The sequence below is a fragment of the Pedobacter sp. AC379 genome (assembly GCF_979258145.1).
The window spans coordinates 5,513,518-5,531,884 of the sequence record NZ_OZ409839.1 but is presented as its reverse complement, the minus strand read 5'-3'; the positions used below and the strand labels follow the sequence as shown (position 1 = coordinate 5,531,884).

At 37.8% G+C, this 18,367-nt stretch carries 16 protein-coding genes; 13 read left to right on the top strand and 3 right to left on the bottom strand.

Annotation, left to right across the window (positions count from 1 at the left end; translation table 11 throughout):
* Positions 1-11 precede the first annotated feature (11 nt).
* From ACZZZW_RS23855 to ACZZZW_RS23810, 10 genes are all read left to right on the top strand, one after another.
* A complete protein-coding gene (locus ACZZZW_RS23855; protein ID WP_463497218.1) occupies positions 12-3,107 on the top strand; it encodes a SusC/RagA family TonB-linked outer membrane protein in 3,096 nt (1,031 codons plus the stop codon).
* A gap of 38 nt (positions 3,108-3,145) precedes the next feature.
* Positions 3,146-4,675 (top strand): RagB/SusD family nutrient uptake outer membrane protein, encoded by a 1,530-nt coding sequence (locus ACZZZW_RS23850; RefSeq protein ID WP_055910213.1) that lies wholly within the window; start codon positions 3,146-3,148, stop codon positions 4,673-4,675.
* Positions 4,676-4,775: 100 nt separating this feature from the next.
* Positions 4,776-6,176 (top strand): aryl-sulfate sulfotransferase, encoded by a 1,401-nt coding sequence (locus tag ACZZZW_RS23845; protein ID WP_463497214.1) that lies wholly within the window; start codon positions 4,776-4,778, stop codon positions 6,174-6,176.
* Positions 6,177-6,180: 4 nt separating this feature from the next.
* Complete coding sequence (locus tag ACZZZW_RS23840; RefSeq protein WP_055910132.1) at positions 6,181-6,639, top strand: hypothetical protein; 459 nt, start codon at positions 6,181-6,183, stop codon at positions 6,637-6,639.
* Between the two features lie 1,163 nt (positions 6,640-7,802).
* On the top strand, positions 7,803-8,216 hold the full coding sequence (gene rpsL, locus ACZZZW_RS23835) for a 30S ribosomal protein S12 (RefSeq protein WP_029278631.1): 414 nt from the start codon (positions 7,803-7,805) through the stop codon (positions 8,214-8,216).
* Between the two features lie 17 nt (positions 8,217-8,233).
* A complete protein-coding gene (gene rpsG, locus ACZZZW_RS23830; protein ID WP_055910127.1) occupies positions 8,234-8,701 on the top strand; it encodes a 30S ribosomal protein S7 in 468 nt (155 codons plus the stop codon).
* Between the two features lie 131 nt (positions 8,702-8,832).
* Positions 8,833-10,947 carry an elongation factor G gene (gene fusA / locus ACZZZW_RS23825; RefSeq protein WP_055910122.1) on the top strand — a complete coding sequence of 705 codons (2,115 nt, stop codon included), beginning with the start codon at positions 8,833-8,835 and terminating at the stop codon, positions 10,945-10,947.
* A 131-nt stretch (positions 10,948-11,078) separates the two neighbouring features.
* Entirely contained in the window at positions 11,079-11,384 is a 306-nt protein-coding gene (rpsJ, locus tag ACZZZW_RS23820; RefSeq protein ID WP_008244591.1) for a 30S ribosomal protein S10, read from the top strand.
* A 96-nt stretch (positions 11,385-11,480) separates the two neighbouring features.
* Positions 11,481-11,726 carry a hypothetical protein gene (locus ACZZZW_RS23815; protein WP_055910120.1) on the top strand — a complete coding sequence of 82 codons (246 nt, stop codon included), beginning with the start codon at positions 11,481-11,483 and terminating at the stop codon, positions 11,724-11,726.
* A gap of 81 nt (positions 11,727-11,807) precedes the next feature.
* Positions 11,808-12,086: a hypothetical protein gene (locus ACZZZW_RS23810; RefSeq protein WP_463497207.1), complete on the top strand. Its 279-nt coding sequence runs from the start codon at positions 11,808-11,810 to the stop codon at positions 12,084-12,086.
* Positions 12,087-12,359: 273 nt separating this feature from the next.
* Here the strand turns inward: ACZZZW_RS23810 and ACZZZW_RS23805 are convergent, their stop codons facing one another.
* The 3 genes from ACZZZW_RS23805 to ACZZZW_RS23795 all read right to left on the bottom strand — a co-directional run bounded on the left by ACZZZW_RS23805 (position 12,360) and on the right by ACZZZW_RS23795 (position 13,685).
* On the bottom strand, positions 12,360-12,554 hold the full coding sequence (locus ACZZZW_RS23805) for a YtxH domain-containing protein (RefSeq protein WP_463497205.1): 195 nt from the start codon (positions 12,552-12,554) through the stop codon (positions 12,360-12,362).
* Between the two features lie 11 nt (positions 12,555-12,565).
* Positions 12,566-12,928: a hypothetical protein gene (locus ACZZZW_RS23800; protein WP_463497203.1), complete on the bottom strand. Its 363-nt coding sequence runs from the start codon at positions 12,926-12,928 to the stop codon at positions 12,566-12,568.
* Between the two features lie 109 nt (positions 12,929-13,037).
* Positions 13,038-13,685 carry a hypothetical protein gene (locus ACZZZW_RS23795; protein ID WP_055910110.1) on the bottom strand — a complete coding sequence of 216 codons (648 nt, stop codon included), beginning with the start codon at positions 13,683-13,685 and terminating at the stop codon, positions 13,038-13,040.
* Between the two features lie 137 nt (positions 13,686-13,822).
* Between ACZZZW_RS23795 and dgt the strand changes: the two genes are divergently transcribed.
* The 3 genes from dgt (at position 13,823) to ACZZZW_RS23780 (ending at position 18,359) form a co-directional block, all read left to right on the top strand.
* A complete protein-coding gene (gene dgt / locus ACZZZW_RS23790) occupies positions 13,823-15,166 on the top strand; it encodes a dGTP triphosphohydrolase (protein WP_463497200.1) in 1,344 nt (447 codons plus the stop codon).
* Positions 15,167-15,419: 253 nt separating this feature from the next.
* On the top strand, positions 15,420-17,849 hold the full coding sequence (locus ACZZZW_RS23785) for a beta strand repeat-containing protein (RefSeq protein ID WP_463497197.1): 2,430 nt from the start codon (positions 15,420-15,422) through the stop codon (positions 17,847-17,849).
* A gap of 6 nt (positions 17,850-17,855) precedes the next feature.
* Positions 17,856-18,359 (top strand): gliding motility-associated C-terminal domain-containing protein, encoded by a 504-nt coding sequence (locus ACZZZW_RS23780; RefSeq protein WP_055910103.1) that lies wholly within the window; start codon positions 17,856-17,858, stop codon positions 18,357-18,359.
* The last annotated feature ends 8 nt before the right edge of the window (positions 18,360-18,367 follow it).

The following is an 18,367-nucleotide window of genomic DNA, read 5'->3' as shown; positions in this document are numbered from 1 at the left end:
AACAAAACACTATGACCAAAATCTACGAACAAACCACGGAGAATTATAGGAAAAATGTTCCTATACCTGAACGCTCTTTTTTAACGACTCTTTTTAAATCTATTTATTTTTCTTTAATTCTTTTGCTCCCGCTGGCGGTTAGTGCGCAAACAGTGGTAACCGGTGCGGTGAAAGATGAAAAAGGACTGCCAGCTGTTGGAACTTCGGTAACAGAAACAGATGTGAAAAACGGAACCTCTGTTGATGGCAACGGTAAATTTACCCTTACATTGAAAGGAAAATTAAAGGTTTTATCTTTCGCATTGGTTGGTTACAAAACACAAAAGGTTACTATTGGGGCTTCTAATGTAGTAAATGTAAATCTCGAAGAGGATTTAAATAAGCTGAACGAAGTTGTGGTTGTAGGCTATGGAACACAGCGCAAAACAGATTTAACAGGTTCCATCAGTTCAATAAAAAGCGATGACCTGAATCTTGGTGGTACAACCTCTAACATCGGTCAGGCAATACAGGGTAAGGCTGCAGGTGTGCAGGTGCAGCAAACCAGTTTTGCACCAGGCGCAGGCATGTCTATAACGGTAAGGGGTGGTAATTCCATCAATACAACCAACAGCCCGCTGTATGTTATAGATGGGTTTATATCCGATAATGGAAGTACGGTAAATCCGAACGATATTGAAGATATTCAGATTTTAAAAGATGCATCATCTGCAGCAATTTATGGTGCAAGGGGAGGCAATGGTGTTGTTTTAATTACAACAAAAAAAGGCAAGGCCGGTAGGGTAGCTATCGATTTGGATTTATCAAATGGTAACCAGTTTTTAACTTATAAGCCATCACTATTAAACGGGCAGCAATACACGGCTATTCAAAATGCAACAGCCATTGAAGATAGTAAGCCTGCACCTTTCCCATCATCTTTTGCCATTGCAAATACAAACTGGTTGGATGAAGCAACGCAAACAGCTTCTGTACATAACAGAAGTTTGAGTATCAGCAGCGGCGACCAGAATTCTAAAATTTATGTTTCTGGAAATTACCTTAATCAAAAAGGTGTTTTGCAGGGTACCGGGTTAGAAAAATATACAGCCAGAATAGGTGCTGAAAAAACACTTAATGAACGTTTAAAGTTAGGCGCTAATTTTTATGGATCTAGTGCCAAAGTATTACAACAGTCTTATTCTGCTGATATTACTGCACCATTGTTCGGCTTATTAACCGGGCTGCCTAATATTCCGGTTTACAACCCTGATGGAAGTTATTACCGTTATCAAGGTAAAGATAATCCCCTTGCAAGTTTATTGGAGCCTACAAATACGAGTAACAATAAATTGGTAAACGGAAATATTTCTCTAGACTATCAAATTATTAAAGGTTTAACTTATCATTTAGGGGCGGGTGCTGAGTATACCAACCTCAATGAGGGGCAATATATACCTAGAACTTTGAGTGCAGGCGCAAAAAACGGTGGCTTGGCCGCTCAAAAGAGTTCAACTACATTTAGGTGGTTGGTAGAAAATTATTTAACCTATAAATATAAAACTGGAGATCATGACTTTACTTTTTTAGCCGGAGTATCCAGTCAGAAAGATGTTAATGATTATTTAGCTGCGGGTAGTAAAGGTTTCCCTACAGATGCATATTTATTCTATAACCTTGGTGCAGGTTCGACTCCAAACGGTTCTGGAGTTACCATTAGCAATTTGGGCAACGGTTACAATAGCTTTAAAGAGCAATCTACCTTCAATTCAATGTACGGCAGGGTAAATTATAACTATAAAGATAAATTACTTACATCATTTACATTAAGAAGGGATGGTTCTTCGAAATTCGGACCCAACTACAGCTATGGATATTTCCCTTCGGGCGCTGTTGCCTATAAATTTACCGATGAGGAATTTATCAAAAATCTAAATACTTTTTCGAACTTAAAACTACGTGCAAGTTACGGCGTAACAGGTAACGACCGGGTTCCTAATTACTTGTATTTGGCAACTTTTACCAATTATAGCACTGTATTAGATCCAGGCAGCCCACTGCAGATTGGTACGGAGCCTAAAACCCTGCCAAACCCTGATTTAAAGTGGGAAAGTACTACACAATATAACTTCGGTATCGATATGGGTTTTCTGAACGGCCGTGTAAATGCAACAATTGATCTTTATGCAAAGAAAACAACCAATTTGTTAATTAATATTCCATTAGAACAGTATTGGGGTTTCAACTCCATTACTGTAAATGCTGGTTCTATCCAAAACCGTGGTATCGAATTTCTATTGAATACGGTAAATGTTCGTAATGATAACTTTACCTGGAATACCAATTTCAATATTTCACTTAACCGTCAAAAAGTATTGTCGTTAGGTCCTGTTAATCAAATTTCTGTTAATACGGCAAATCCGAGTGGTACAGTATCAGGTCGCGAATTTTCAAGAGTAGTACCTGGTCGTGAACTTGGTGAACTTTTTGGATACATTTATTCTGGTGTAATTAAAACAGGAGAAACATATGCTCCACAGCCAGGTTCTAAAGCGGGCGATCCGAAATATCAGGATGTTAATGGCGACGGTAAAATTACACCCGATGATATGACCTTTTTGGGTAACTCTACACCACGTTTTACAATGGGTTTTGGTAATGATTTCCATTATAAAGGTTTCGACTTAAATATCTTCTTCCAAAGCTCTTTCGGTTATTCGTTGTATAATATGAACAGATTGGTGTTGGAATCTACAACGAGCACAGATGCATTGAACAGGTTTGTTGCAGGTACCAATGAAAATACAGATATTCCACGTGAAGGGTATTTCTTAACAACCTATGGCAGTTATGTTAATTCGCGTTTTGTGGAGGATGCATCCTATTTAAGATTGAAATCAGTTTCTTTAGGCTACAATGTACCTACCAAATGGTTAGATCATATCAAAGTAATTAAAGGTTTCAGGGTATATGCAGAAGCCCAGAATTTATTTACGATCACCAACTATAGTGGAACCGATCCTGAAGTTAACTCACATTCAGGAAGTAATTTTGGAGGAGGGATAGATTTTAATGCCTTCCCTGCATTCAGAACATTTTCTGCAGGTGTAAAATTGACGATCAACTAGTGTTACTTTCCAATTTTAGGATTAATAAAGATAAAAAGATGAAAAGATATAAGATTATTTTGGCGATTACTGCAGTTGTACTTTTGCAGTTTTCTTGCAAAAAGGATTTGGAACCAGTAGTATATAGTAGCTTAACCTTAGGCAATGCTTTTAAAACAAAATCCGACGCTATTGCTGCGGTAAATGCCGTTTATGCCCGTTTAAAAGGCCCCTCTGTTGGCGATAATTTTGATTATTGGACAGTTAGGCATTTTGCTTTGACTGATTTAACCACAGATGTTGGACATTGCAGCTATGGAGGAGATCCTGGTCAGTTATCAAATGTACAATGGAACTCAGCAAATGGCTTGATTGCTGAAGATTGGCGACAAATTTATAAGCTTATTGCAAATGCAAATAATGCGATTTATAACCTCTCTAACATGAGTGCAATTACTCCAGAAGAAAAAAGCCAATTCCTTTCTGAGATGAAATTTTTAAGGGCCGTAGCTTATATGGATTTAACCGATGCCTGGGGCCCGGTAGTTTTAGCAACTGAAAAAGATGTGGAAGAGGCGAGTAAATCACCTAACTATTTTGCCAACAAACAATTAACTCCACTAGATCAGATTGAAACATTTTTAATTAATGATCTTCAAGCAGCAGCTACAACTTTACCTTTAAATTATGTGAATAATTCCATATATTCCAGCAACGATGTTGGCCGTGCAACAAAAGGTGCCGCACTTAGCCTATTGGCTAAATTGTACCTGCGCCAGCACCAATGGCAAAAAGTTGTTGATGTAACCAAACAAGTAATGGATTTAAAGGTATACTCACTTTTTTCAACTTATGAGGGGCTTTTTGCAGAAAAAAATCAATGGTGTTCAGAGAATATTTTCTCTGTTTTGAGCGATGCAAATGTTAATGGAACAGAATTGCTAAATCACTTTGGCCCACAACAACATCCTGTTTTAACAGACAGGTGGCAATATTACGCTGTAACCTGGGATTTTTACAACAGTTTTGATGATGCTGATGATCGTAAGAAACTATTCTTTCCTGAGTATCTGGGCGTGGATAAATTGGTACACAAACAAGCGCCTACCTTAGGTGCTACTCCTCCGGAAGGTATTTTTTATATGCAAGATGTGGCCACAGCGAAATATGCTGATCCAAATGGAGCAAATACCTATTACGATGGGCATAGTGTAAATATACTCCGCTACGCAGATATATTATTAAGTAGGGCAGAAGCGATAAATGAATTAAGTGGTCCCAATGCCGAATGTATCGATCTGATTAACCAGGTAAAAGGACGATCACACGCCAAGCTTTTGGTAGCTGCAAACTACAACCAAACCACTCTGAAAGATGCCCTTTTACAAGAACGCGGTTGGGAATTGTTTTACGAAGGAAAAAGGAGAGCAGATTTAATGAGGTTTGGCAAGTATGAGGCCGTAGTAAACGGTTACTTAAAGCGCACCAATCAAACGCCTACAGTAGTTATGCCACGCGATCAGTTTTTTCCATATCCATTAAACCAGGTGAATATAAATCCGAATTTAAATAATTCTGGCAGACAATAATTTCTTACTTTTAATTGTAGATAAAAAGAATATGTAGTTTTTGCTGCATATTCTTTTTTATTTAAAAACGGCTATCCCTAGATTTTAATATTTCCATTATATGAGGTGTTTATTTAAACTTGTTGTTTTACTTGCCGTGCTTACGTTTTACGGCTGTAACCAGGTAGAGGGCATTAAAGAGATTAAGCTAGGCTTACACAATAACAATGTGCTAAAAATACAGGTTGATGTGGTTGCCAATGCTGCTTTTGATGCCTACATAGAATACTGGGCAGATAAAGTTCCCGATGCACAGAAAGAAAGTACAGCACTGTCTAAAAATAAAAGTAAACACAAGTTTGTGCTGTGTAACATCATGCCAAAAACCAGCTATGCTTACCAGGTTATCACCATAAAAAATGGTACCAAAAAAGTAAGCAAAACCTACAACTTTGTTTCTAATGAATTGCCCGAGTGGCTTAAAGATCAATTTAAAGCAAAAAGTGCTGATGATAAGTTAATACCAAAAGATTTAAAAAACGGATTAATCCTGGTTAACAAAAGGTATGCTCCCGGCATGGCTTACCTGGTTGATTATAAAGGAAGGTTGCGGTGGTACCATATGGTAGATAATGTTGGTTTTAAGGTAATTAATTTTACAAAAGATAAAACCTTGCTGTCGATTTTAGGCGGTAATGATGAGCCAACAAGTTATGGTAGTCAGATCCTGGAAATTAATTTAGAGGGCGATACCGTTCTCATGTTAAAAAAAGGCCAGGGTGATTTTAAACAGACCATTCACCACGAAATTTTAAAAAACCAAAAAGGGCAGTTGGTTACCCTATTTGTTGATCAGAAAATTTCCGATTTGAGCAGTATTGGTGGTAAGAAACAAGATACCATTAACGGTGATGGTATTTTAGTAATGAATAAAAAAGGAAAACAGATCTGGAAATGGAGTGTGTTTGATAGCCTTGATCCCTTTAGCGACAAAGCACTGCTTAAAACGAAAAAAGATTGGATGCACGCCAATAGTTTAAACTATGATAAAGATGGAAATTATATTATTTCATTTTATAATAATGGCCAAATCTGGAAAATTGACGCTAAAACCGGTAAAGTAATCTGGAAATTCGGCAAATGTGGTAACATTAAAATGCCAGCCAATACGGGTTTCTCCCAGGCCCATGCCGTACATATTAATACAGAAGGAAACTTAATGTTCTTTGATAATGGAATTGAAAAACATCAATCAGGTGCTTATGCCTTTAAAATAAATGAGCAAACCAAAAGTGCAAGTTTAGATATGCATATTCAACTGCCTTCACAAATATATAACGACCGGATGGGCAGCGCGTATCTGATTAACAGAGAAAACATTTTATGTTGCAGCTCAAAAAGGCATATTGTAGTCCTTACCAATAGAAAAGGTGTTTTGTTGTGGACATTAGAGGCTTCTGTGCCGGCATATAGAGGAATATTTGTAACTTCGGATCAATTAAGTCCATATTTAAAGCCTTAACCTGATGAAAAAAGCTATATTCCTTATTTGTGCAATAGTAATAAGCCTAAGTTTTTCTGCATGCAAAAAAGGAAAAGTTAAAAACCTGAACAGTATTGGTTATGGCTCATCTTTTGGGATGTGTGTTGGCTATTGCTCCAATAATCTGCTTATTAGCGATTTAAAACTCACCTTATCAAAATCAAAAAACGGACAGCCTTCTGATACCAAAATCTGTAGCAAAACAATTTCTGAAGCAGATATTAATGCCATTAAAAACGATTTAAATATGGATAAGATCGCAGCATTACCTGAAGTGATTGGTTGCCCTGATTGTGCAGATGGCGGAGCAGAATGGATCTCCATCAATGCCGATGGCAAACAATATAAAATTACTTTCGAATATGGTAAGGCACCAAAAGAACTCGAAGCTGCGGTTGAGCGATTTAAGGTACTAAAGGAGGGATTTAAGGATTGTAATTAATTTTAACAATCGAACATAAAAGATTGGAGTGTCAACAAGAAAGACTTCCGCAAGCCCCTGCAATTTCCCATTAATTCAGTTTGCAACAATGATTTTTAGTGTACTGTTCTTGCAAGCTAAACCCGGTATACGTGGAAAGCGAGTTTTTCAGGAGCTTGGAACATTAGCGGGGCCGAACCTCACCTAAGTATTGCTGTGGTTGCTTTCCAAAAAATAATCACATTTATTTAAGTTGCTGAAATAAATTCAGCATGACGAGTATATGAAAAGTTTTCATCTGCAATTTCCCTTAATTCAGCTCCCAATAACGATTATTAGTGTACTGTTCTTGCAAGCTAAACCCGATATTCGTGGAAAGCGAGTTTTTCAGGAGCTTGTAACATTAGCGGGGCCGAACCTCACCTAAGTATTACTGAGGTTGCTTTCCAAAAAAAATAATCGCATTGATTTAAGTAGCTGAAATAAATTCAGCATGAATAGTATATGAAAAGTCTCATCTGCAATTTCCCTTGAATTCAGCTCCCAAAAACGATTTTTAGTGTACTGTTCTTGCAAGCTAAACCCGATATACGTGGAAAGCGAGTTTTTCAGGAGCTTGTAACATTAGCGGGGCCGAACCTCACCTAAGTATTACTGAGGTTGCTTTCCAAAAAAAATAATCGCATTGATTTAAGTAGCTGAAATAAATTCAGCATGAATAGTATATAAAAAGTCTCATCTGCAATTTCCCTTAATTCAGCTCCCAAAAACGATTTTTAGTGTACTGTTCTTGAAAGCTAAACCCGATATACGTGGAAAGCGAGTTTTTCACGAGCTTGGAACATTAGCGGGGCCAAACCTCACCTAAATATTGCAGAGGTTGCTTTCCAAAAAAATAATCGCATTGATTTAAGTTGCTGAAATAAATTCAGCATGGCGCGATTGTAGGAAAGGTTTCATCTGAAATTTGGAACCCCTTTAGTTCGGAATATCAACATAAGAATGGGAGAGCCACAACTCCTTAACCATCAACTAGAAACTAATAGCTGCCAACTTAAAACTTTTTACGCTAACCCCTTGATTTTTAAAAAGAATTGTTCTACTTTTGCAGTCCGTTTTATGGGCTATCTGTAAGGATGCCGGGGGAGCGGTAAATTTTTTAATAAAAAACATAAAAAAGCACAATGCCAACCATTCAACAATTAGTTAGAAAAGGTAGAGTAGCACTGGAGTTCAAGAGTAAGTCTCCAGCGTTGGACAGCTGTCCACAGCGAAGAGGTGTATGTACACGTGTGTACACCACTACCCCTAAAAAACCAAACTCAGCAATGCGTAAAGTAGCCCGTGTTCGTTTAACGAACGGTAAAGAGGTTAATGCATACATTCCTGGAGAAGGTCACAACTTACAGGAACACTCAATCGTATTGATCCGTGGTGGTCGTGTTAAAGATTTACCAGGTGTACGTTACCACATCATCCGTGGTGCATTAGATACATCAGGTGTAGCTGGTCGTAACCAACGTCGTTCTAAATATGGTACTAAACGTCCTAAACCAGGACAGGTAGTTGCGGCACCAACAAAAGGTAAAAAGAAATAATCGGGAGGAAATAAGAAATGAGAAAGTCAAAACCAAAAAAGAGAATTATTCTTCCTGATCCAAAATTTAACGATGTTCAGGTAACTCGTTTTGTAAACAATATGATGTACGATGGAAAAAAATCTATCGCATATGCTATTTTTTACGATGCTGTTGAAATTGCTGAGAAAAAAGCAGGTGAAAACGGTTTAGAGATATTTAAACGTGCTTTAACTAACATTATGCCAGCTGTAGAGGTTAAATCTCGTCGTGTTGGTGGTGCTAACTTCCAGGTTCCAACTGAGGTTAGACCAGAGCGTAAAACAGCTTTAGGTATGAAATGGTTAATTTTATACGCTCGTAAACGTGGCGAAAAAACCATGAAAGAGAAATTAGCTGGTGAAATCGTAGCTGCTGCTAAAGGTGAAGGTGCTGCTGTTAAGAAAAAAGAAGATACGCATAAAATGGCTGAGGCTAACAAAGCGTTCTCTCACTTCAGATTCTAATTATTAGGATTAACAGATTAGTAAGATTACACAGATTTAATTAGAAGATTATACTGATTAGATAAATTACACCGATTTGTTTTAACATAATCGGTGTAATTATTTAAAATCAGATAAATCAAAAACATAACATGGCAAGAGATTTAAAATTTACAAGAAATATTGGAATCGCGGCTCACATTGATGCAGGTAAAACTACAACAACAGAGCGTATTCTTTATTATGCTGGTGTAAGTCATAAAATTGGTGAAGTGCACGAAGGTGCTGCAACAATGGACTGGATGGCACAAGAGCAAGAGCGTGGTATCACGATCACTTCTGCTGCAACTACTGTTGAGTGGAAATACAGAGGTCAGGCATACCACATGAACATTATCGATACACCAGGACACGTGGATTTTACTGTAGAGGTAAACCGTTCGTTACGTGTATTAGATGGTTTAGTGTTCTTGTTTTCTGCAGTTGATGGTGTTGAGCCTCAATCAGAAACCAACTGGCGTTTAGCTAACAACTATAATGTTGCCCGTATCGGTTTCGTTAACAAAATGGACCGTTCTGGAGCAGACTTTTTAAAAGTTGTTAAACAAGTTAAAGATATGTTAGGTAGTAATGCAGTTCCATTGCAATTGCCTATCGGTTCTGAAGATGCATTTAAAGGTGTGGTTGATTTGATCAACAACCGTGGTATCGTTTGGAATGAGCACGATAAAGGGATGACCTTTACTGAAGTGCCTATCCCTGAAGATATGATAGATGAGGTTGCTGAGTGGAGAGAGAAATTATTGGAATCAGTTGCTGATTACGATGAATCTTTAATGGAGAAATTCTTTGAAGATCCAAATTCAATCACTGAGCGCGAAATTTTAGATGCATTACGTGCAGCTGTTTTAGATGCTAAAATCGTTCCTATGGTTTGTGGTTCATCTTTCAAAAACAAAGGTGTTCAAACCATGTTGGATTATGTGATGGAATTATTGCCTTCACCTCTTGATTCAGAAGGTGTTGTTGGTACAAACCCTGATACTGGTGCTGAAGTTTTATTAAAACCAAGCATTAAAGAGCCGTTTGCAGCTTTAGCATTTAAAATTGCAACTGACCCATTCGTAGGCCGTTTATGTTTCATCCGTGTTTACTCAGGTAACTTAGATGCTGGTTCTTACGTTTACAATACCCGTTCAGAAAGTAAAGAGCGTATTTCTCGTATCTTCCAAATGCACGCTAACAAGCAAAACCCTGTGCCTAATGTGGCTGCTGGTGATATTGCTGCGGTAGTTGGATTTAAAGATATCAAAACTGGTGATACGCTGTGTGATGAGAAAAACCCGATCATTCTTGAATCAATGAACTTCCCTGAGCCAGTTATCGGTTTAGCTATTGAGCCTAAAACTCAGGCAGACGTTGATAAATTAGGTATGGGCTTATCTAAATTGGCTGAAGAAGATCCTACATTCAGAGTTCAAACTGATCAGGAAACTGGTCAAACTGTAATCTCTGGTATGGGTGAGTTACACTTGGATATTTTAATTGACCGTTTAAAACGTGAGTTTAAAGTAGAAGTTAACCAAGGTGCGCCACAAGTAGCTTACAAAGAAGCAATTTTTGGTACCACTCAACACCGCGAAACATACAAGAAACAATCTGGTGGTCGTGGTAAATTTGCTGATATCCAGGTTATTATTTCGCCAATCGATGCTGATTTCGAAAAAGGTGGTTTACAATTCGTAAACGAAATTACAGGTGGTTCAATTCCACGTGAATTTATCCCTTCAGTAGAAAAAGGATTTGCTGCTGCGATGTCTAACGGTGTATTGGCTGGTTACCCACTTCCTGATATGAAAGTACGTTTGATTGATGGTTCATTCCACGCAGTCGATTCAGATGCTTTATCATTTGAGCTTGCAGCTAAAATGGCATATCGTGAAGCTTTACCTAAATGTAAACCTACGTTGATGGAGCCAATCATGAAAATCGAAATCTTAACCCCTGAAGAAAACATGGGTGATGTTATCGGTGATATGAACCGTCGTCGTGGTCAATTATTAGGTATGGATACCCGTAATGGATCTCAGGTAATTAAAGCAACTGTGCCACTTTCTGAAATGTTTGGTTATGTAACTCAGTTACGTACAATCACTTCAGGCCGTGCAACTTCAACAATGGAATTCGACCACTATGAAGCTGCGCCTAAAAACGTACAGGATGAAGTAATTGCTAAATCAAAAGGCAGAATTAAATCTGAAGACTAGTAATGTGATGTGAATAGCGTTTTGCGTTTAGCGATGATTTGTCGCCCTACGCAAAGCGCTTAACACAAAACTTAAAATAAATCCGGCTTCTGTTGTTAATAGCTCTAACAGGAAGCCATAATTAAAATAAGATGAGCCAAAGAATCAGAATTAAATTAAAATCTTACGATTACAACTTAGTAGATAAATCTGCTGAGAAAATCGTAAAAACTGTTAAACCTACGGGTGCAGTTGTAAGTGGACCGATTCCACTTCCTACAGAGAAGAAAATCTTTACTGTTTTACGTTCTCCACACGTTAACAAAAAAGCTAGAGAGCAGTTCCAATTATGCGCTTACAAACGTTTATTGGATATTTATAGCTCTAACTCTAAAACAGTTGATGCTTTAATGAAACTTGAATTACCTAGCGGTGTTGAAGTTGAAATCAAAGTTTAATTGATTTAAAAAAGAATTAAAAGTCCCGATATAAATCGGGACTTTTTTTATGCCCAAAAATTCGAAACAAAAACCAGGCTGATCGGTTTTATTGATATGGAAAAGGATGATAATCAGCAAGAAGAGTTACCGATTGAAGGTCAGGATTTTGCAGATCCTCAGGAAGGATCAGTACAGAAACCTTCGTCGCATGGGGAAGTTGCCAACCAGAAAGGCAGTGATTTTTCTGAACTTGAAGAAAGCAGAATGGAAAAACCACCTAAACACAGGTATGAAAATGGATCAAGTAAAGATGACCTGGACAGTGATACTAAAATAGATCAAAGTAAAGGTGTGAAATAGGCACGCTGAATGATTTTAGTATAAACTTTTTAGTATCGTCAATTGTTCTTAAAAATAGAAGCATCTTAAATAGCAACGACTATGGAAATGAATGATAATAATAATAAAGATGTAAATCCTCAGATAGGCGGTAGCCATGATGATGATATTGAGTGGGATAATGGCGAGGCTACCTACGGACACAAACGAGCTGATTTTAAACGTAAAGATCAACCGGATGATGCGCACCTCGCAAAAACTGAAACTGTTGGTAAACACATCATCAATAAGGAATTGAATAATGCCAATTTGAGTCAAAATGAAGATATTGGCAATAGAAATAAAGAAAAAGACAGGGGAATAAGCGGGAAGGATTTATAGTCGATTAAAAAGGGAATATTCATGTAGAATAATCCCTTAATAATAATTTTGCATTTTCCGGCAGATGGAATTAATTAGGATTCTACAACTGAAATGCGTTAATCAAGTGGCGAATGCCCTTAAATCGTTTAGTCTCTGATTTTTGTTAATCTTTGTCGCGAATCCTACAGCGGGCGCAAATTTCAAGAACTTAAAATCAAATTGCAATTCTGAATTCTATAATTCGATTGACAAATGTCAATTTCGTTTGTCTTTCCGGATTTCCTGATCTTGTCAGTACAATTCACTTGTTTGTGAATAATCTCTTTTAATCTGATCCCCGTAACTTTTAACCCGGTCTACATCTTTAGGAGCCTGATCTTTCAAGTCATCTAATAATGATTTACCGTCTACAGCTCTTTTTTTCGTAGCATATTTAAAACCATAAACAGCTGCTGCGCCTAAAATGGCATATTTTAATAATCCCATAAGTTTATATATTATATTCCTGTATTTAAAGCGTGGTCTTCATCAGTTTCATCAATATCTGATTTACCTTTAAAATCATCTGATGAACTTCCGGTATGGCTTTCGGCACTTTCTAAGGTTGGGTGTTTATCCGGGCTGTTATAAGCATCATCGCTAAGCGTATCTTTTCCTTGAGTGCCCGAATTATCCATCCCGTCTTTAGCCAATGGATTACCTTCAATCAGTTCACTAGGTTCCTTGCCATAAGCGGTTACAATATTGGTATCATTACCTTTTTCATAAGCTTTCTGTACATCAGATTTTTCTGATTGTTTATCATCAGTGCCTACATAACCTTCAATATGTTCTTCCTTATTATAAATGCTCGTTTTCATAAGATCATCTGTTTTGTTATAAAACAGACTAAGACCTAAATAGTTTGCTTATTATGAAGGAGCAATATGGGAGTAACAAAAAAGGCAGATATTTCTATCTGCCTTTGGGTTAACTTTTGTAAGGAAAATTCCTTGATATCTTTCTCATCATCCTTTCTACCATATCATCGGTAGAACTCATGATGGTATCATCCATCGTTTTAAAGAAACGCCATAACAACTCGCCGTCTGATCCATTGTTAATGGTTAAAAACATTGTTCCCGTTCCGGATTTGCCACCAAAACCCCCAAATAAAACAGCAGATGCAATCGCACCAGCTTCAGATTTTGTTTGTTCAGTTTCGAAACGACCGCCAATTACAGCGTCAACACCAAGTATTTTGGCCAGTTCATCTTTAGTGGTTTCATCTAATTTACCCAATACACCAGCTTTTTTCAATAAGATATTGGTTTTATCAACATCCTGAAAAGTTACCGTGTAATCAGAAGCTTTTCTTAACAAAAAGGTGTACATACTGGCTTGTATCGATTTAGCCATTGATTCTTCCTGATTTTTGTTGGCATCAGGATTGAAATTTTTTGGTTGTTTCCTGTAGGAGATTTTTACTTCAAAAGGTAAAATGGCTACAATTTTCTGTGTTTTGATCGTTTCCTTTAATTTCGGACTTTCAAAAATTTGCTTCGAGCCTTCAAATTGCGCTTTGGTCAAAACCGTAAAGCAGCACAAGATAGCGAGCGTTAAAAAGATTTTCTTCATTATTTGTTTGTTTGATTTTGTAGCGAATATAGTGATATCTTTTAATAATTGTAATATGAATTTTACCTGAAATTTTATGCTTAACCATTTTATCGTTTTGTTTAACTTGCGCCCAAATTTTAAAGGCGAACGGATAAATGGAATGGAAATATTTACTTTCTAATAAGCGGTACGGGCAGGAACAATATGGTGCAAGCACCGATCGGGCACGTTCTGATTTTCAGCGTGATTATGACCGGTTAATTTTTTCTTCTCCATTTAGAAGGTTGCAAAATAAAACCCAGGTTTTCCCATTGCCAGGGAGTGTATTTGTGCATAACCGTTTAACGCATAGCCTGGAAGTGGCCAGCGTAGCCCGTTCTATGGCGAATATCTTTTTAAACAGTGTAGAGATTCACAATCCTGAACTGATTAAGGAAGTGCCATTAATTAACGAAGTAGGCAATATTGTAGCAGCTGCGGCCCTTGCTCATGATTTAGGAAATCCCGCTTTTGGCCATTCAGGAGAAGCCGCCATTTCAAGGTATTTTACCGATGGTGATGGCCGTGTTTATCAGAAAGACATGAGTGATTCACAATGGCATGATCTCATCAATTTTGAAGGAAACGCCAATGCGATCAGAATCCTTACGCATCCTTTAAAGGGAAAAGGAAATGATGCCTATGCACTAACTTATTCCACTTTGGCATCAATTGCAAAATATCCTTGTGCATCTATCGCCGGAAAACAAAAAGGATTGTTGCATCGTAAAAAATATGGTTTTTTTCAGTCGGAGGCCGATACCTTTAAACGAATTGCTACTGAATTGCATTTGGAGCAGGAAGAAAGCGAATACCTGATCTACAAACGTCATCCATTGGTTTATTTGGTTGAAGCTGCAGACGATATTTGTTACAGCATCATTGACCTGGAGGATGCGCACCGTTTAAAAATTCTTTCATACGAAGAAGTAAAAAATTACCTGTTGCCTTTTGCAAACTCAGCAACTATCGAAAATCGCTTAAAAAATGACTATGAAGATGATGATGCAAAAATTGGTTTGTTACGGGCAAAGGCAATAAATACTTTAACAAATGCGTGTGCCGGTATATTTTTTAGAGAGCAGGAAAAGTTGTTAAATGGTGATTTAAACCAAAGTTTAACCGATTTATTACCCGAACCCTATATTACCGCCTGGAAAGAGGTAGAAAGAATCTCGGTAGAACGCATTTATAATTTCTCTTCTGTAATACAGAAAGAAGTAGCAGGGTATAAGATTATGGCAGGTTTATTAGAAGAGTTTGTACCCGCTTTAATTCACAACAATACCCATTACTATAAAAAATTGGTTAAACTAATACCCAAACAGTACCATACAGATTTAACTGATGTTTATTCTATCACCCAAAGCGTGCTGGATTTTGTTTCAGGTATGACTGATTTATATGCAGTAGATTTATACCGCAACATTAAAGGCATATCTTTCCCCTCCGAAACATAGTAATCCTAGCTATAATAATTGATTAATTAATTTGTACTTAACATATAAAACAGTACATAATAGTATGTTCGTGTAAAATTATAAGATATAATTTTTTGTAACTATTTGATAGTAAATTAATTACTTTCAATAAGGTATTTTCGAAAAGGCCTTTGTGTAATGTAGCCTTTATGGGATATACTAATTGGTAGATTTGAACGTTTGGCCGCTGATATTTATATCTCTGGTCAAATAAATAGATCTCATCCCGTTCATGAAAAAATTTCTACTGATTGCTTTGCTAAGTTTAGTTTTGGCAGTAGCTGTTAAGGCGCAGGCCCCACAGCAGTTTAATTATCAAGGTGCTGCCAGAAACGCTAACGGTACTCCGATAGCAAACAAAAACATTTCCCTTCGGATTAGCATATTAGATGCATCTTCAACCGGTACCACACAGTATTCGGAAGTAAGGAATGTAACTACGAATGCTTTGGGTTTATATGCTGTAGCCATCGGATCAGCAGGAGCAACCGCAGTTAGCGGTACAATTGCTGGCGTAACATGGGCTAGTGGATTAAAATTTATAAAAGTAGAAATTGATCCGGATAACGGGAGTAATTTTAATCTTGCCGGTACCGCCCAGTTATTAAGTGTTCCTTATGCACTTTATGCTGCCAACGGACCAATTGGCCCAAAAGGCGATCCAGGTGCAACAGGCCCGGCAGGGCCTGCCGGAGTTGCCGGAGCTGTAGGTCCGCAAGGTATAAAAGGTGATACTGGTGCAGCAGGAGCTACTGGTCCTGCTGGGGTTGCCGGGCCAGTAGGTTTACAAGGTCCTGCCGGGGTGCCTGGAGCAACAGGTGCGCAAGGCCCTACAGGTTTAACTGGCGCAACAGGTGCGCAGGGAGCAGTTGGCGCAACAGGCCCACAAGGAATTAAAGGCGATACTGGTGCGGCGGGAGCAAATGGCTTACAAGGTTTACAAGGAATACAAGGTGTTAAAGGCGATAAGGGAGATAAGGGCGACAAAGGTGATGTAGGTCCGGTTGGCCCTTCAACCGGAGTTGCCGGAGGTGATTTAAAAGGGAACTATCCAAACCCTACAATAGCCAATATTCAAGGTAAATTATTAAGTGCAGCTACTCCTGTTAATAACCAGGTGCTTTTATTTGATGGATCTGCATGGAAACCAGTAACTTTGGATGTAAATCAATTGGCGGGTGCTAAAGCTTTAACCTCAACAGATTTAAGTGTAAGTGCAAATGGCACATCAGCTTTATTAAAAGATGTAGTAATTGATATTAATGCAGGAGCAGTAAGTACAATAAAACTCGCTGATGCTGCTGTAACTACGCAGAAACTGGCCGATGGTGCAATAACTTCAATGAAGATCGGAAATAAAGAAGTTAAGACTATCAATATCGATGATGCTGCTGTTAATACACTTCAGCTTGCAGATGGATCGGTAACAACAGTAAAACTTGCCAATGGCGCAGTAACTTCAGTTAAAATAGGAAATAAAGAGGTTAAGAATATCAATATTGATGATGCCGCTGTTAATACACTTCAACTCGCAGATGCTTCGGTAACCACACCAAAACTGGCTGATGCCTCAGTAAACCTTGCTAAATTAACTACTGATGGAGTGAGCGATGCCAATAAGGTTTACATTACCAACGCCACAACCGGTAAGCCTGAGCTGATTAGCAGAACACTTTTTGCCAATGCAAATGCCTGGGCATTAAGAGGAAATACTGGTAACATCGACCAGAACAATAACTTTTTAGGTAATACTGATGATATTGCCATTAACTTTTTGGTTAACGGGCTAAAATCTGGTCGTTTGGGTAATTCTTCTGAAACCAATTTATCTTTCGGTTATAAAACGCTTACCTCAAATGTATCTGGTTTTTACAACAGTGCATTTGGCCGCGAAGCTTTATCAGTAAACATTTCAGGTTACGAAAACAGTGCTTTTGGTTATTTGGTATTGCAGCGTAGCTTTAGTGGGATCAATAATAGTGGTTTTGGTTCGCAGGCATTGGCCATTAATACTGTAGGTTCTAATAATACTGCAATTGGTACGCATACACTTATGGCAAATGGAACAGGTGTGGCAAATACTGCCATAGGTAGTTTAGCCCTCGAAGCTAACAATGGCGACAACAATACCGCATTAGGTTATGCAGCAGGCTCAAAAAATAGTGGTACAGGTAACATTTTTATCGGAAATAATGCTGGAAGTAACAGTACTAATATAAATAACAGCCTTATTGTAGCCAATTCCAATACAGTTTATCCATTAATTGCTGGTAATTTTACAGCAAACGGAGGGGCGCTAACCATAAATGGCACTTTAGCTGCAAATTCTACTTCTTACGCGCCTGCAAATGTGAGCACCTTAAATGTAAATGGTTCAGTTGCGGCAAGCGTTTTAACCTTTACCACAGCAGGATCATTAACGCTTGATGCCAGCCATTATACCGTTAGGATAAAAAATGCAGGAGCAGCAGTAACCGTTAATCTTCCGGCGGCCTCAACTTGCAAGGGACGAATTTATATACTCATAAAAGCTTTATCCTCCGGAGATGTAAGCCTCAGTAACCCGGTTCTATTGAACGATGATTCGAGCCTGATAACCATTACAGGAAATAAAACTTACACTATCCAAAGTGATGGCTCGTCCTGGATTTCTTTAAACTAAAGCAAGATGAGAAGAATATTCTATCCGTTTATTTTCTTGCTGTTCGGTTTTTATAGCAATAGTTTAAAGGCACAGAGTTTACCTTATGTTTTAAATTCGGCCAGTGGTTATGGAAAAATCAATAATCAGCTGTATGATTTTAGTATTGGAGAAATGGCGGTTGTACAAACTTTTCAATCTAACAGTACCACATTGACACAGGGTTTTTTACAACCTTTTCTGATTATGCAGACCGATGCAGATGTAGCTATTGTAAATAATATCCTTACACCAAATGGCGATGGTAAAAACGATTTTTTTATAGTTAAAGGTTTGGAAAAATATCCGAACAATAAACTATCGATTTTTGATAGAGGGGGAAGGTTGATTTATGCCACTACAAACTATCAGAATAACTGGGATGGATACTTTAATGGGAAACCATTGATGGAAGATACTTATTACTACATGCTTGATTTGGGTGCAGATGGATCTATTAAGGGGTTTATATCAATTTTATATAAAAAATAACAGGGTGA

Coding starts and splice junctions, on each gene's coding strand:
- ACZZZW_RS23855 (WP_463497218.1), top strand. CDS start 12: ATGACCAAAATCTACGAACAAACCACGGAGAATTATAGGAAAAATGTT.
- ACZZZW_RS23850 (WP_055910213.1), top strand. CDS start 3,146: ATGAAAAGATATAAGATTATTTTGGCGATTACTGCAGTTGTACTTTTG.
- ACZZZW_RS23845 (WP_463497214.1), top strand. CDS start 4,776: ATGAGGTGTTTATTTAAACTTGTTGTTTTACTTGCCGTGCTTACGTTT.
- ACZZZW_RS23840 (WP_055910132.1), top strand. CDS start 6,181: ATGAAAAAAGCTATATTCCTTATTTGTGCAATAGTAATAAGCCTAAGT.
- rpsL (WP_029278631.1), top strand. CDS start 7,803: ATGCCAACCATTCAACAATTAGTTAGAAAAGGTAGAGTAGCACTGGAG.
- rpsG (WP_055910127.1), top strand. CDS start 8,234: ATGAGAAAGTCAAAACCAAAAAAGAGAATTATTCTTCCTGATCCAAAA.
- fusA (WP_055910122.1), top strand. CDS start 8,833: ATGGCAAGAGATTTAAAATTTACAAGAAATATTGGAATCGCGGCTCAC.
- rpsJ (WP_008244591.1), top strand. CDS start 11,079: ATGAGCCAAAGAATCAGAATTAAATTAAAATCTTACGATTACAACTTA.
- ACZZZW_RS23815 (WP_055910120.1), top strand. CDS start 11,481: ATGGAAAAGGATGATAATCAGCAAGAAGAGTTACCGATTGAAGGTCAG.
- ACZZZW_RS23810 (WP_463497207.1), top strand. CDS start 11,808: ATGGAAATGAATGATAATAATAATAAAGATGTAAATCCTCAGATAGGC.
- ACZZZW_RS23805 (WP_463497205.1), bottom strand. CDS start 12,554: ATGGGATTATTAAAATATGCCATTTTAGGCGCAGCAGCTGTTTATGGT.
- ACZZZW_RS23800 (WP_463497203.1), bottom strand. CDS start 12,928: ATGAAAACGAGCATTTATAATAAGGAAGAACATATTGAAGGTTATGTA.
- ACZZZW_RS23795 (WP_055910110.1), bottom strand. CDS start 13,685: ATGAAGAAAATCTTTTTAACGCTCGCTATCTTGTGCTGCTTTACGGTT.
- dgt (WP_463497200.1), top strand. CDS start 13,823: ATGGAATGGAAATATTTACTTTCTAATAAGCGGTACGGGCAGGAACAA.
- ACZZZW_RS23785 (WP_463497197.1), top strand. CDS start 15,420: ATGAAAAAATTTCTACTGATTGCTTTGCTAAGTTTAGTTTTGGCAGTA.
- ACZZZW_RS23780 (WP_055910103.1), top strand. CDS start 17,856: ATGAGAAGAATATTCTATCCGTTTATTTTCTTGCTGTTCGGTTTTTAT.